Source organism: Thalassorhabdomicrobium marinisediminis, from assembly GCF_003072065.1.
Taxonomy (GTDB): Bacteria; Pseudomonadota; Alphaproteobacteria; order Rhodobacterales; family Rhodobacteraceae; genus Octadecabacter; species Octadecabacter marinisediminis.
Genome location: NZ_QCYG01000007.1, coordinates 164434 through 178112, shown reverse-complemented (window position 1 = coordinate 178112; position 13679 = coordinate 164434). Strand labels below are relative to the sequence as shown.

Genomic DNA, 13679 nt, shown 5'->3' with positions numbered 1-13679 from the left:
TTGGATATTCTCACTAACCTTCTGGCGTCGTTCGGCAACCTGGGATGGACGCTCGTGTCTTTCGTGGTGGCCCTGTCGATCATCGTCTTCATCCACGAATACGGCCATTACATCGTCGGCCGCTGGTCGGGCATCCATGCAGAGGTGTTCTCGATCGGCTTTGGCAAGGTGCTTTGGAGCCGGACGGACAAGCGCGGCACGGTCTGGCAGATCGCCGCCTTGCCCTTTGGCGGCTACGTCAAGTTTTTGGGCGACGCCAACGCGGCCTCGGTCGGCGGTGACGCAGCCACGGGCGACGGGGCCGAGCCCACGCGGTTCAGCGAATATCTGGCGGAGACCGCCGAACGCGCGCCCCATGCGCAGGCCTACGTCAGCGCGCTGGACAGCCGCAACACCATGCTGGGCGCGCCGCTTTGGGCGCGGGCGGCCACGGTCGCTGCCGGTCCGATCTTCAATTTCATCCTGTCGTTTTTCGTCTTCGCGGGCCTGATGCTGTTTCAGGGCCAGCCGATCACCCCGCTTACCGTGTCGACCGTTCCCAGCTTCCCGCCCGCCATCACGCAAGAGCTTTTGCCCGGCGATCAGGTGCTCGCCGTTGAGGGCAGGGCGCTCGACTATCCCGAAGGGTTCAGCGCCGCCGTGGCCGATCTGCCGTCGCAGCCATCGCTCGCTTATGACATCCGCCGCGACGGAGAGCGGATGACCGTGCGCGGCCCGCAGCCACAGCCCGCGCTGGTGCAATCGGTCACGCCCCGTTCGGCCGCCGATGATGCGGGCCTGAAGATCGGCGACGTGATCGTCAGCATGAACGGCACCCCGGTTTATCAGTTCGGCGATATGGTCGACGTGGTGACCGTCACCGGCGCGGCCCCCATCGCGCTTGAGGTTTGGCGCAACGGTGAGCTTTTCACCAGCACGCTGACCCCGCGCCTTGCCGCGATCCCCCAGCCCGACGGCTCGCTCAAGGACGAACCCAAGCTCGGCATCGGCAATGGCGGTCTGTTCTTTGCGCCCGCCACGCGGACCGTGGGCCTGTGGGATTCGGTGACGCTGGCCGCGCAGCAGGTCTGGTTCATCATCGTGCAATCGCTCAACGGCCTCAAACAGATGATCATCGGCAACATCAACACCTGCAACCTCAGCGGCCCCGTGGGCATCGCCGAGACCGCAGGCTCCATGGCCAGTCAAGGCGCCATGAGCTTTATCACCCTGATCGCCGTGCTCTCGACTGCGGTGGGGTTGTTGAACCTGTTCCCGATCCCGGTGCTGGACGGCGGTCATCTGGTGTTTCACGCCTATGAGGCGGTGACCGGAAAGATGCCCAGCGAAGGTGCCTTGCGGATTTTCATGGCCATCGGTCTGGCGCTGATCGGCACGCTGATGCTTTTTGCCATCGGCAACGACTTGTTGTTCTGCCCCTGACCGTCCCCCAAACGCCCCCGCGCCGCCCCGATGCTGCCCCGATCTTGCCACAATCCTTTGCGACACTACGGCTGAGTGGAACCGAGTCGGAGGGCCGATCATGCAAACTATTACCGCTGGATATCAGGGCGTTAGCCTGCTGGTGAACCTGAACTGGGATCGCCTGCTGTATCTGGGCACGATTGCCGCGGCCCTGGGCCTTGGCGCATGGGTCGGATCGCACCAGTAGAGCCTGGACCTCTCACCGCCTTCGATGGCATGAACCTGCGCGCCCCTTCGGGCGCGTTTGTTCGTTTTGACAAGGCGCAAACGGCCCGTTAGACCAGACCTACTTGGGACGTCTAAAAGAGCAGCAAAATGAAAAAAGCGACACAGGCCAATGCCCGCCGTTCGGCACCACTGAACCCAAAGGGCCATGCGGCCGCGCTGCTGCTTCTGGGGCTGACCGCCGTGGCATCACCGGCGCTGGCGCAGACCTACAGCTTCTCGACCGTTACGGTTGAAGGGAACCAGCGGATCGAGACTCCGACGATCCTGACCTATCTCGGCTTCGCGCGGGGGGAAGCAGTAAGCGCTGCGGCCCTCAACGATGCGGCCCAAAGGATCCGCGCCACCGGCCTGTTCGAAACCGTCGATGTCGTCCCGCAAGGGGGCACGCTGGTGATCCGGGTGACGGAATTCCCGACGGTCAACCAGATCACCTTTGAGGGGAACAGCCGGGTGCGCGATGCCGAGCTCGCCGCCGCCGTCCGCTCAGAGCCGCGCCGCGTTTACAGCCCCGCCCAGGCTGAGGCCGACACCGCCGCGATCACACAAGTTTACGCCGATCAGGGCCGCATCAACGCGACCGTCTCGCCCCGCATCATCCGGCGCGCGGACAACCGCGTCGATCTGGTGTTCGAGATTTTCGAAGGCGGGTTGACCGAGGTTGAGCGCATCAGCTTCGTCGGCAACCGCAGCTTCGGCGAAGGCCGTCTGCGCCGGGTGCTTGAAACCAAACAGGCAGGGCTGCTGCGCGCGATCATCAGTCGCGACACCTACATCAGCGACCGGGTCGCCTTTGACCGTCAGGTGCTCACCGATTTCTACCAGTCCCGTGGCTACGTGGATTTTCAGGTGCAGAACGTCGACGTCGGCCTGACGCGCGAACGCGATGCCTATTACATCACGTTCAACGTGCAGGAAGGGCAGAAGTTCGACTTCGGCAACATCACTGTCTCTTCCGAGGTGGCCGGCGCCGATCCCGCGGTCTTTCAGGACGCGCTGAAGGTGCGCACCGGTGCCACCTATTCGCCCGACGTGATCGAGCGTGACATCTCCCGGCTTGAACGTCTGGCCCTGCGCCAGGGTCTCAACTTCGTCCGGGTCGAGCCGCGCATCACCCGCAACGACCGCACCCTGACGCTGGACGTGGATTTCGCGCTGGTCAACGGCCCGCGCATCTTCGTCGAACGCATCGACATCGAAGGCAACAACACCACGCTCGACCGGGTGATCCGCTCGCGCTTTAACGTGGTTGAGGGCGATCCCTTCAACCCGCGCGAGATTCGCGAAAGCGCCGAACGCATCCGCGCCATGGGCTATTTCGCCAATGCCGATGTGAACGCCCGTGAAGGCTCAAGCCCCGATCAGGTGGTGATTGATGTCGACGTGGAAGAGGGGCCCACAGGCTCGCTCTCCTTCGGCGGCAACTTCTCCACCGACAACGGCTTCGGCCTGATGGCGAAGTTCAACCAGCGCAACTTCCTCGGCCGGGGCCAAGCGCTCAGCTTCAGCTTGCAAGGGGGCGAGGACAACCGCCAGTTCAGCTTCTCCTTCACCGAGCCGCGTCTGTTGGGCCGTGACCTCTCGTTCGGGATCAGCACCAGCTACAACACCACCGACAACCAGAACGCGCTGTACGACACGACCTCGGGTCGGTTCAGCCCGCGCATCGGCTTCCCGGTCAGCGAGAATGGCCGCGTGTCGCTCTACTACGCCTACAATTACACCGACATCACCGATGTGACGACCACCTCGCCCTTCATCGTCGCGGATGAGGCCGAGGGCGCGGTCGCCACGCAAGCGCTTGGCTACAGCTACAGCTTCGACACGCGCCGCACCGGGCTGGACCCGACGGCGGGCGTTCTGGTCCGGTTCGGGCAGGAATTCGGCTTTGGCGACAATGACAGCGAATATATCGAAACCACCGCCGAGCTGACCGCGCAAAAGCTGATCCTCAACGAAGAGGTGACCCTGCGCGCCACGCTCGAAGGCGGGTATCTCTCCTATGGGGAGGGGCAGTCGCGCATCACCGACCGGTATTTCCTCAACAGCCGCACCATGCGCGGGTTTGAGCCCGGCGGCATCGGCCCACGCGATTCCAACACCGGCGACGCCTTGGGCGGCAACGCCTATGCCGTGGCCCGGTTCGAGGCCGAGTTCCCCGTCGGCCTGCCGGAGGAATACGGCATCTCGGGCGGTGTGTTCCTCGATTACGGCTCGGTCTGGGACATCGGTCGCGCCACCGGCGGCAACGTGGACTACAACGATTTCACGCCCCGCACGATTGCCGGTGTCTCGGTTTTCTGGAAAACCCCCATCGGGCCGTTGCGCTTCAACTTCACCGAACCGCTGGACGTGCAGCCGAATGACGAAACCAAGCAGTTCGACGTGACGATCTCGACCGAATTCTGATGCGCGCGCTGCTGGTCGGCCTTTGTCTGGCGATCGGGGCCGGCGGCGCGCTGGCGCAACAGCCCGAACGCACGCCCTCCGCAGCCGCCGCGCCGCAGGGGGCGGCAACGCTTCTGACCGTCGACATCGACCGACTGTTCGGTCAGTCCCGCTTTGGCGAGAGGATCGCGCGCACCTATACCGAGGGCCGCACGGCGCTTGCTGCGGAGAACCGGCGCATCGCCGAGGCTCTGCGCCAGGAAGAGCTCGCGCTGGCCGAGCAGCGCCCGCAGATGGACCCTGCGGTGTTTCAGGCCGAAGCCGCCGCCTTTGACGAGAAGGCGCAAAGCATCCGCCGGGCGCAGGACGCCAAGGAAGCCGCGCTTGAGGACACGCTCGATGAGGGGCGCGCCCAGTTCCTTGAGGTGTCGCGCCCGATTCTCGTCCAACTCATGGCGGACCGCGACGCTGCGGCCATTCTCGACCGCCGTTCGGTCCTGTTGTCACTGGAACGCATCGACGTGACCGACGATGCCATCGCCCTGATCGATGCGGCGATCGGCGACGGCAGCACGCCCGAGGGCCAGAATTAGCACTGCGCGATCTTGCCTTTTCGCGGTCGATCAGGCTTGTTAAGCCGCAATCAACGACACCTCAGGTGCGCCCCAAACCCCGGAGACCCCGCATGTCCGACCCGATCACCACCGCCGACATCCAGTTGATCCAGCGGATCATTCCGCACCGCTATCCCTTCTTGCTGGTGGACAAGGTGATCGACATCGACGGGACCAGCTCGGCCACCGGCATCAAGAACGTCACCATGAACGAGCCGCACTTTCAGGGCCATTTCCCCGGCACCCCGATCATGCCCGGCGTCACGATCATCGAAGCCATGGCGCAGACCTCTGCGGTGATGGTGGGGGCGACGATGGGCCTGATGGACAAGGACATGCTGATCTATTTCATGGGCATCGACGGCTGCAAGTTCCGCCGCAAGGTGGTGCCCGGTGACGTGCTTGAAATGAAGGTCGAAACCACACGCGGCAAGCCCGGCGGCAAGGTCTGGAAGTTCAAGGGCGTGGCCACCGTGGATGGAGAGCTCGCCGCCGAGGCCGAGTTCACCGCGATGATGGACCTGCAGGCCTAGCCCATGGCGATCCACCCCACCGCGATCATCGAGGACGGCGCGCGCCTTGGCGCCGATGTCAGTGTCGGGCCGTTCTGCATCGTCGGCCCCAAGGTCGTGCTGGGCGACCGGGTTGAGCTGAAGTCCCACGTGGTCGTCACCGGCGACACGACGATCGGCGCGGACACCTGCGTCTTTCCTTTCTGTTGTATCGGCGAGATTCCCCAGGACGTGAAGTTCAAGGGCGAGGCAGCGAAGCTTGTCATCGGAGAGCGCAACCGCATCCGCGAACATGTCACCATGAACCCCGGCACCGCCGGCGGCGGCGGCATCACCCGCGTGGGCGACGACGGCTTTTTTCTGGCCGGGTGCCACGTGGCCCATGACGCCACCGTGGGCGACCGTGTGATCATCGTGAACCAATCCGCCGTGGCGGGCCACTGCGTGATCGAGGATGACGTCATCATCGGCGGGCTTTGTGGCATCCACCAGTTCGTCCGCATCGGCCGCGGCGCGATCATCGGGGCGCTGTCCATGGTCACCAATGACGTGATCCCCTACGGGCTGGTGCAGGGCCCAAGGGGTGAGCTGGACGGCCTCAACCTTGTCGGGCTGAAGCGACGCGGCGTGGCCCGCAGCGACATCACCGCCCTGCGCGTGGCCTTCCAGACCCTGAAAGACGGAGAGGGGTCCTTCATGGACCGCGCCCGCCGGATGAGCGACGAGACCGACAGCGAACAGGTCGCCGAGATGATGGCCTTCATTCTGGGCGACACCGACCGCAATTTCCTGACGCCGCGATGACGCTCGCCCTGATCGCAGGCACCGGGGATCTGCCCCCCGCCTTGATAGAGGCGCTGGACGCGCGCCCCCTTGTCTGCGCGCTGGAGGGGTTCGAGCCTGCCGTGACGCCCGATCTGCGGTTCCGGCTGGAACATCTGGGCAGCCTGCTTGCCACGCTCAAAGATCGCGGCGTCCGCACCGTCTGCATGGCCGGGGCCGTGCGCCGTCCGGCCATCGACCCCGCCGCCATCGACGCGCAGACCGCGCCTCTTGTGCCGACGATCCTTTCTGCCCTGCGCGCGGGCGACGACGGGGCCTTGCGGGCGGTGATCTCGATTTTCGAGGGCGCGGGCTTCGCCGTGCGTCCGGCCCACAAGATCGCGCCGGACCTTCTGCCCCCCGCCGGCGTCTCCGTGGGCCATGTCCCCGAGGCCGTCCGCGCCGACGTGCGGCTGGGCGACACCGCCCTGCGCGCCATGGGACAGGCCGATCTAGGGCAGGCCTGCGTGATCCGCGGCGGTGCGGTTCTTGCTCGCGAGCAAGACGCCGGAACCGACGCTTTGCTTGAGGGTCTGACCCCCGGGACCGCCCGGGGCGGCTTTCTGTTCAAGGGGCCGAAGCCCGATCAGGACCGCCGCGCCGATCTGCCGGTGATCGGCCCCCGCACGGTGCTGGGCGCGGACGCGGCGGGGCTTTGCGGCATCGTCATCGAAGCAGAGGGCGTCATGGTCTTGCACCGCGCCGAGGTCGAGCGCGAAATGGCCGCGCGGGGCCTGTTCCTCTGGGTGCGTGAAAGGCCCGCGCCATGAAGGTCTTCCTGATTGCGGGCGAGCCTTCGGGCGACAAGCTGGGCGCCGCGCTGATGGCCGGTCTGCGCCACGAGGTGCCGGGCATCACCTTCGCCGGCGTCGGCGGGCCGCTGATGCAGGCGCAGGGGATCGACAGCCTGTTTGCCATGGACGAACTCTCGCTCATGGGGATCGCCGAGATCCTGCCGAAATACCGCCACCTGAAACGTCGCATCCGGCAGACCGCGCAGGCGGTGATCGCCGCGCAGCCGGATGTTTTGATTACCATCGACAGCCCCGACTTCTGCCTGCGCGTGGCGCGGCTGGTCAAGGCGGCCAGCACCGTGCGCACGGTGCATTACGTGGCCCCCACGGTCTGGGCGTGGCGTCCGGGGCGGGCTGCGAAAATGGCGCGCCACATCGACCACGTGCTGGCGCTGTTCCCGTTCGAGCCACCCTATATGGAAGCCGCCGGCATGGATTGCGATTTCGTGGGCCACCCGATCGCCACCGAACCCCCGGCCACCCAAGCCGAGCTTGACGCGCTGGGGCTGTCCGGTCCGGTGCTGGTCGTCCTGCCCGGGTCGCGCCGGTCCGAGGTCGAGCGTCTGTCGCAGACCTTCGTCGCCGCGATCCGCGCCTCGGCCCTGCCGCACCGGGTGGTGATCCCGACGCTGCCGCATCTGGCCGAGCGGGTCGCCTCGCTTTTCGCCGCCGTCTCGCCCACGCTGATCGGGCTGGACAGCCCTGATGCCGCCAGCGCCGCGCGGGCGCGTTTCGTGGCCATGGCGCGGGCCGATGTGGCGCTTGCCGCCTCGGGCACGGTCTCGCTCGAACTCGCCGCCGCGCGCACGCCCATGGTCGTGGCCTACGACATGAACTGGATGTCGCGGCAGATCATCAGCCGCATGCTGCGCACCGACACCGTCACCCTCGTCAACCTCGTGAGCGAGACCCGCGTGGTGCCCGAATTCATCGGCGACGCCTGCCGCCCCGAGGCCATCGGCCCCGCGCTGGCCGAGGTCGCCGCCCACCCGCAACGGCAACTCGACGCGCTTGATCTGACCATGACCCGGCTGGGGCAGGGGGGCGATGCCCCCGGTCTGCGCGCCGCCCGCGCGGTGCTCGCCCGTCTGCCGCGCTCCAACTGAAAGGCCCGCCCATGCCCGCCCCGACAAACCAGCTGAAAGCCGCCCTGTTGCGCGGTGAGGTGCAATCGGGCCTCTGGCTCGCGCAGGCCAGCGCCACGGTCGCGGAAATCGCCGGACAGTCGGGCTTTGACTGGTGCCTGATCGACGCCGAACACGGGCCCAACACGCTCACCACCATCCGTGCGCAGCTGCAGGCGCTGGCGGGCACCCCCGCGCAGCCCGTCGTGCGCGTCCCGGTGGGTGAGGATTGGGTCCTCAAACAGGTGCTTGACCTCGGGGTGCAGACTGTCGTCGTGCCCATGGTCAACACTGCCGAGCAGGCCGCACAGGTCGCCGCGGCGGTGCGCTATCCGGGCCAAGGGGTGCGCGGCATGGGGGCGGTGCTGTCGCGCGCAACGCGCTATGGCGAGATCGTCGACTACGTCAGCAGCGCCAACGACGAAATCTGCCTGTTCGTGCAGGTCGAAAGCGCCGAGGCCGTGCGCCAGATCGACGCCATCGCCGCGACTCCGGGGGTGGACGGCATCTTCGTCGGCCCCGCAGACCTGAGCGCCGACATGGGCTTCGTCGGCGCCCCGGACGCGGCCCCGGTTCAAGAGGCGATCGCCCACGTCTATGCGCGCACCAAGGCGGCGGGCAAGATCATCGGCACGATCATGTTCGATGAAGCCGCCTTCGCCCCGCAAGTGGCGCAGGGGGTGACGTTTCTGGGGCTGGGTGGCGACTCGATTCTGATCGCGCGGGCCTTCCGCGCGTTGGCCGCGCAGGCCCCGAAAAACGACGCGCCCTAAAAGGGCGTATCCTCAAGCACGCCCTGCGCCGACATCTGCTGATAGAGCAAGCCTTCGCGCAGACCCCGGTCCGCCACCGACAGCCGGTCCGTGGGCCAGAGCCGCATCAGCGCCTGCAGGATTGCCGCGCCGGACATGATCAGCGCCTGCCGGTCCTTGCCGATCCGCGGATCTGAGCGCCGTCCGGCTTCGCCAAGGCGCAGGTAATCCTGAATTACCGCGTCGATCTGGTCGGTGGTCATGCGCAAGCCGTCCACTTTGGTCCGGTCGTACCGCCGCAGGCCCAGATGGCTGGCCGCAACCGTGGTGACCGTGCCCGAGGTGCCGACGATCTGGAAATTCTCCCGCGCCTGAACCTCGGTCGAGGGGGCGAATTTCTCGAGGTTCTCTTCGAAAAACCACGACATCAGCGCAAAGCGCGCGCTGTCATCCTCTACGTCCGCGAATTGATCGCGCAGGGTCGCCACGCCCAGCGGGACCGAGATCCAGTCCACCACCTTGGCGGCGGCAAAGGGGCCCGCGTCCTGCCGGAAGCCCGCGTGCAGCCGCATGATCGCCCGGGGGCGTTCGCGCATGGGCACGTTGCGCAGGTCGATCCAGACCAACTCGGTCGAGCCGCCGCCGATGTCCACCACCAGCAACTGCTCGGTCTTGGTGCTGACCAGCGGCGCACAGGAAATCACCGCAAGGCGCGCCTCTTCCTCGGGCTGGATAATCTCGAGTTGCAGCCCGGTCTCGCGCTTGACCTGATTGATGAAATATTCCGAATTGCGCGCGCGGCGGCAGGCCTCGGTCGCCACCAGTCGCATGTTGCGCACCTTGTGGCGTTGCAGCTTTTGCCGGCACACGCGCATAGCATTAACGGTCCGCGCCATCGAGGCGCGGGACAACTTTCCAGTCTGCTCCAGACCCTGCCCAAGCTGGACGGATTTGGAGAAGCTGTCGACCACATGAAACTGGCTGCCCTTGGGTTGGGCAATCAGCATGCGGCAACTGTTGGTGCCCAGATCCAGCGCGGCATAAAGCTCAGCAGGATCGGGCGGTTTCGGCACGGTGTGCTCAACCGGTATCGGGAACGCGCCCGCACCTGTGGGACGCTTGGGCGCCATGGTCACGCCCTCCAATTTTCGTGTTGTCCTGAACGTAAGCGGGCAGGCGGCGTCGCGCAAGTCTTGTGGTGAACTTCATGAACAACGTGAAGACTTTGGGGGTCCTCGCGGGGCTTTACGGGTCGCCAAAGGCGTCCCCAAGGTCGAAAATGGGCCTCGTTGAATGGCTGCACCGGTTTAGGTGTCGAGGAACGCAATGGGAGGCGCAGAACGCTATGGCTGAGGTTGTTGTGGTATATTGGCGGGACATCCCCGCACAGGTCATCGTCGGCAAGGGCCGCCGGGGGGTGAAACGCCCGCTTTCGGAACGCTTCGAGCAGGCCATCGACCGCGCCGCGATGAAATCCGGTGCCGCCCAGACCGACGAATACCTCGCTGAGTGGCGCAAGGCCCCCGCCTATACGGTCGAGGGCAGCGATACCGAAGCCGCAGAAGCCGAAGCCGCCCGGATCGAAGCGGACTACGACAAGGATCGCCTGATTGCCCTGATCAACAACCACGGCCGTGCGTGAGCGGTCTGTCCAACCTGAGGGAGGCCGCCATGGCCCTTTTGAATTTCCGCAAGAAGGACACCGTCCAGCCCGCCGGGGTGAACCCCTATCTTGAAGCCTTCCTGCAGGGCTACTCGATCGAGGTGATGCCCCGGACGGCGGAAAAGGTTCCCGATTTCAAAGACCTGCTGCCCACCGGCACCCGCGTCTATATCGCCCATATCGAAGGCACCCCGATCGAGGACATGGTCGCCACCGCCGCCCATCTGGCCCGCGACGGCTATCCGGTGATGCCGCATTTCCCCGCCCGCATCATCAAGGACCAAGCCACGCTCGAGAACTGGATCGCCATGTATCAGGGCGAGGCGGGCGTCGATCAGGCGCTGCTGCTGGCCGGCGGCGTCGCCCAGCCCCACGGCGATTTCGACAGCTCCATCGCCCTGCTTGAGACCGGTGCCTTTGACCGCGCGGGCTTCACCCGGTTGCACGTCGCTGGTCACCCCGAAGGCAACCGCGACATCGACCCCTCGGGCGGGACGCTCAACGTCGATGCGGCCCTGCGCTGGAAGCAGAAATTCTCCGAAACCACGGATGCGCAGATGGCGCTGGCCACCCAATTCGCCTTCGAAGCCCGCCCCCTCATCGAATGGGCCGACAGCCTCAAGGCTGCGGGCATCACCCTGCCGATCCACATCGGCATCGCGGGGCCCGCCAAGTTGCAGACCATGATCAAGTTCGCCGTCGCCTGCGGCGTGGGTCCGTCCCTCAAGGTGTTGCAAAAGCGCGCGCGGGATGTGACCAAGCTGTTGCTTCCGTTCGAGCCGACCGAGGTGCTGACCGAGCTGGCCGCCCACAAGGCCGCGACCCCGGACAGCAACATCGAACGCGTCCACTTCTTCCCCCTTGGCGGCATCACGGCCAACGCCAATTGGGCCATCGAACACGGCGGAGCCTCTGCCGTTCCTGCGTCACACGTCTGAAGAGAGTCCCACATGACCCGCACCGTTATCGAATCCAGAACCAAGACCGCGATCATCGGCTTTGATGAGCCCTTCTGCGTCATCGGAGAGCGGATCAACCCCACCGGCCGCAAGATCCTCAACGAAGAGCTTGAGCGCGGCGATTTCAGCCGGATCGAGGCCGACGCCATCGCCCAGACCATGGCCGGGGCCAATGTGCTCGACATCAACTCCGGCGCGGTGTTTTCCAACAAGATGGCCGAGGATCCCCGCTACGCCGACAACAACTTCGTTGAGCCCGAGCTGATGAAGCAGCTTGTCGAACGGGTGCAGGCGGTCTGCGATACGCCGCTGTGCATCGACAGCTCGGTCCCCGGCGCGCTGGAAAACGGCCTTGCCACCGCCGAGGGCCGCCCGCTATTGAACTCGGTCACCGGCGAGGAGGAGCGGCTCGAACTCGTGCTGCCGCTGGTGAAGAAATACAACGTCCCCGTGGTGGCGATTTCCAACGACGACACCGGCATTTCCGAAGACCCGGACGTGCGCTTTGCCGTCGCCAAGAAGATCGTTGAGCGGGCCGCGGATTTCGGCATTCCCGCCCATGACATCGTCGTTGACCCGCTGGTCATGCCCATCGGCGCCATGAGCACCGCCGGATTGCAGGTCTTCGCCCTGGTCCGCCGCCTGCGCGAGGAATTGGGCGTCAACACCACCTGCGGCGCGTCCAACATCAGCTTCGGCCTGCCCAACCGCCACGGGATCAACAACGCCTTCTTGCCTATGGCGATCACGGCGGGCATGACCTCGGCCATCATGAACCCGGTCGCGGTGCCCATCGGCCCGATGAAAATCGCCGAGAAGAAAGCCGCTGTCGAAGCCGCCGGAATCATCCTGCCCGAGGGGATGGACGATGAGGCTTTCGTGCAGATCTTCGGCATGGGCTCCACCAAGCCGCGCGCGGGCAAAGAGATGGAGGCCGTGCGCGCCGCCAACTTCCTCACCAACAACGACGACGGCGGCGAGGCCTGGATCACCATGAACCGCGAAGCCCCCAAAGCGGGGCAAGAAGGGCGCGGCCGCGCAGGCCGCACCGGCGGGCGTCGTCGCCGCGCAAGCTAGGGTCCCGCAGGTCAGGGCGGGCAGGGCCGCTCTGACCCCGCCCGTCGCTCGTTTGCCTTGAACGGCGTGAAAGCCTCAGTAACCGCGCCAGATCCAGCCGCCGCCGAAGATGCGGCTGCTGTCCGTGTCGTAGAACACGCAAGCCTGCCCCGGTGAGACGCCTTCCTCGGGCGTGAGCAATTCCACCTCGGCCGTGGTTGCCGACAGGGGCCGCAGGATCGCCGGCACCGGCGGCTTGGTCGAGCGCACCTTCACCGCCACATGGCGCTCCGCCACGGCATCGAACGCCTCATCGCCAAGCCAGTTGATCTCGCGCACGGGCACGGTGCGGGTGGTCAACATCTCTTTCGGGCCGACGATCACGTGGCGCTTGTCCACATCCAGCTTCACCACGTACAGCGGATCGGCCAGACCGCCGATGCCCAGACCGCGCCGCTGGCCGATGGTGTAGTGGATGACCCCGTTGTGCTGACCCAGAACGTGGCCTTCGGTGTCCACAATATCACCGGGCTCCGCCGCACCGGGGCGCAGCTTCTCGATCACCGAGGCATAGTTGCCGTCGGGCACAAAGCAGATGTCCTGACTGTCCGGCTTGTCCGCCAGCGCCAGCCCGTATTTCCGCGCGAGCGCGCGGGTTTCCTCTTTCGAGGCGTGATGCCCCAGCGGAAACCGCAGATAATCGAGCTGCTCAGGCGTGGTCGAGAACAGGAAATAGCTTTGATCCTTGCTCGGGTCCGCCGCGCAATGCAACTCGGGCCCCGCCGCACCCTCCATGCGCTGGATGTAGTGGCCCGTCGCCATGCAATCAGCCTCAAGGTCCTTGGCCGTCTCAAGCAGGTCCTTGAACTTCACACGCTCGTTACAGCGGATGCAGGGCACCGGCGTCGCACCGCCCAGATAGCTGTCGGCGAACTCGTCCATCACCGCTTCCTTGAACACGTTCTCATAGTCGAGCACGTAATGCGGAAAGCCCATCTCTTCGGCCACGCGGCGGGCGTCGTGAATGTCGCGCCCCGCACAGCAGGCGCCCTTTTTCGCCAGCGCTGCGCCGTGGTCGTAAAGCTGCAAGGTCACGCCAACGACGTCATAGCCTTCTTCCGCCAGCATCGCGGCCACCACAGAGCTGTCCACGCCGCCGGACATGGCGACGACGACACGCGTCTCGGACGGGGGCTTGGCAAAACCAAGTGAGTTGATCGCAGGGTCGAGGGGCATGGCACATCCTTTGCAGCATCCCTTGGGGATAACAGGGGCAATATAGGAAAAGTGTAATCACTCTCAAGGG

14 protein-coding genes are annotated in these 13679 nt (G+C 65.7%); 12 read left to right on the top strand and 2 right to left on the bottom strand.

All coding sequences use genetic code 11. The features are described from left to right. From rseP to DC363_RS12165, 9 genes are all read left to right on the top strand, one after another. Positions 1–1422 (top strand): RIP metalloprotease RseP, encoded by a 1422-nt coding sequence (gene rseP, locus DC363_RS12200; RefSeq protein ID WP_108641440.1) that lies wholly within the window; start codon positions 1–3, stop codon positions 1420–1422. Positions 1423–1522: 100 nt separating this feature from the next. Continuing rightward, positions 1523–1651 (top strand): hypothetical protein, encoded by a 129-nt coding sequence (locus tag DC363_RS17290; RefSeq protein WP_277871182.1) that lies wholly within the window; start codon positions 1523–1525, stop codon positions 1649–1651. A 128-nt stretch (positions 1652–1779) separates the two neighbouring features. Then, positions 1780–4098 (top strand): outer membrane protein assembly factor BamA, encoded by a 2319-nt coding sequence (gene bamA, locus DC363_RS12195; protein ID WP_108641439.1) that lies wholly within the window; start codon positions 1780–1782, stop codon positions 4096–4098. Next, on the top strand, positions 4098–4670 hold the full coding sequence (locus DC363_RS12190) for an OmpH/Skp family outer membrane protein (RefSeq protein ID WP_108641438.1): 573 nt from the start codon (positions 4098–4100) through the stop codon (positions 4668–4670). Before bamA ends, DC363_RS12190 begins: the two co-directional genes overlap by 1 nt. A 92-nt stretch (positions 4671–4762) precedes the next feature. Continuing rightward, on the top strand, positions 4763–5224 hold the full coding sequence (fabZ, locus tag DC363_RS12185; protein WP_108641437.1) for a 3-hydroxyacyl-ACP dehydratase FabZ: 462 nt from the start codon (positions 4763–4765) through the stop codon (positions 5222–5224). 3 nt (positions 5225–5227) lie between these two features. After that, a complete protein-coding gene (gene lpxA, locus DC363_RS12180) occupies positions 5228–6007 on the top strand; it encodes an acyl-ACP--UDP-N-acetylglucosamine O-acyltransferase (RefSeq protein ID WP_108641436.1) in 780 nt (259 codons plus the stop codon). Continuing rightward, positions 6004–6795, top strand: coding sequence for an LpxI family protein (locus DC363_RS12175; protein WP_108641435.1), 792 nt, complete (start codon positions 6004–6006; stop codon positions 6793–6795). The genes lpxA and DC363_RS12175 overlap by 4 nt, the downstream gene beginning before the upstream one ends. Beyond that, positions 6792–7925 (top strand): lipid-A-disaccharide synthase, encoded by a 1134-nt coding sequence (gene lpxB, locus DC363_RS12170; protein WP_108641434.1) that lies wholly within the window; start codon positions 6792–6794, stop codon positions 7923–7925. The genes DC363_RS12175 and lpxB overlap by 4 nt, the downstream gene beginning before the upstream one ends. 11 nt (positions 7926–7936) lie before the next feature. Further along, the gene (locus DC363_RS12165) at positions 7937–8716 is read left to right on the top strand and encodes an HpcH/HpaI aldolase family protein (RefSeq protein WP_108641433.1); all 780 of its coding nucleotides are present in this window, start codon (positions 7937–7939) and stop codon (positions 8714–8716) included. Here the strand turns inward: DC363_RS12165 and DC363_RS12160 are convergent. Beyond that, a complete protein-coding gene (locus tag DC363_RS12160; protein WP_108641540.1) occupies positions 8713–9825 on the bottom strand; it encodes a Ppx/GppA phosphatase family protein in 1113 nt (370 codons plus the stop codon). The two genes, DC363_RS12165 and DC363_RS12160, sit on opposite strands and share 4 nt — an antisense overlap. Before the next feature lie 215 nt (positions 9826–10040). Between DC363_RS12160 and DC363_RS12155 the strand changes: the two genes are divergently transcribed. From DC363_RS12155 to DC363_RS12145, 3 genes are read left to right on the top strand one after another with little or no spacing between them, the layout of a single operon-like run. Further along, positions 10041–10337, top strand: a complete 297-nt coding sequence (locus DC363_RS12155) for a virulence factor (RefSeq protein ID WP_108641432.1) — start codon at positions 10041–10043, stop codon at positions 10335–10337. Between the two features lie 29 nt (positions 10338–10366). Continuing rightward, entirely contained in the window at positions 10367–11296 is a 930-nt protein-coding gene (locus tag DC363_RS12150) for a methylenetetrahydrofolate reductase (protein WP_108641431.1), read from the top strand. 12 nt (positions 11297–11308) lie between these two features. Beyond that, positions 11309–12394 carry a methyltetrahydrofolate cobalamin methyltransferase gene (locus tag DC363_RS12145; RefSeq protein ID WP_108641430.1) on the top strand — a complete coding sequence of 362 codons (1086 nt, stop codon included), beginning with the start codon at positions 11309–11311 and terminating at the stop codon, positions 12392–12394. A gap of 75 nt (positions 12395–12469) precedes the next feature. On the opposite strand, the gene mnmA is transcribed toward DC363_RS12145, so the two are convergent. Beyond that, a complete protein-coding gene (mnmA, locus tag DC363_RS12140) occupies positions 12470–13609 on the bottom strand; it encodes a tRNA 2-thiouridine(34) synthase MnmA (RefSeq protein WP_108641429.1) in 1140 nt (379 codons plus the stop codon). Positions 13610–13679 lie beyond the last annotated feature (70 nt).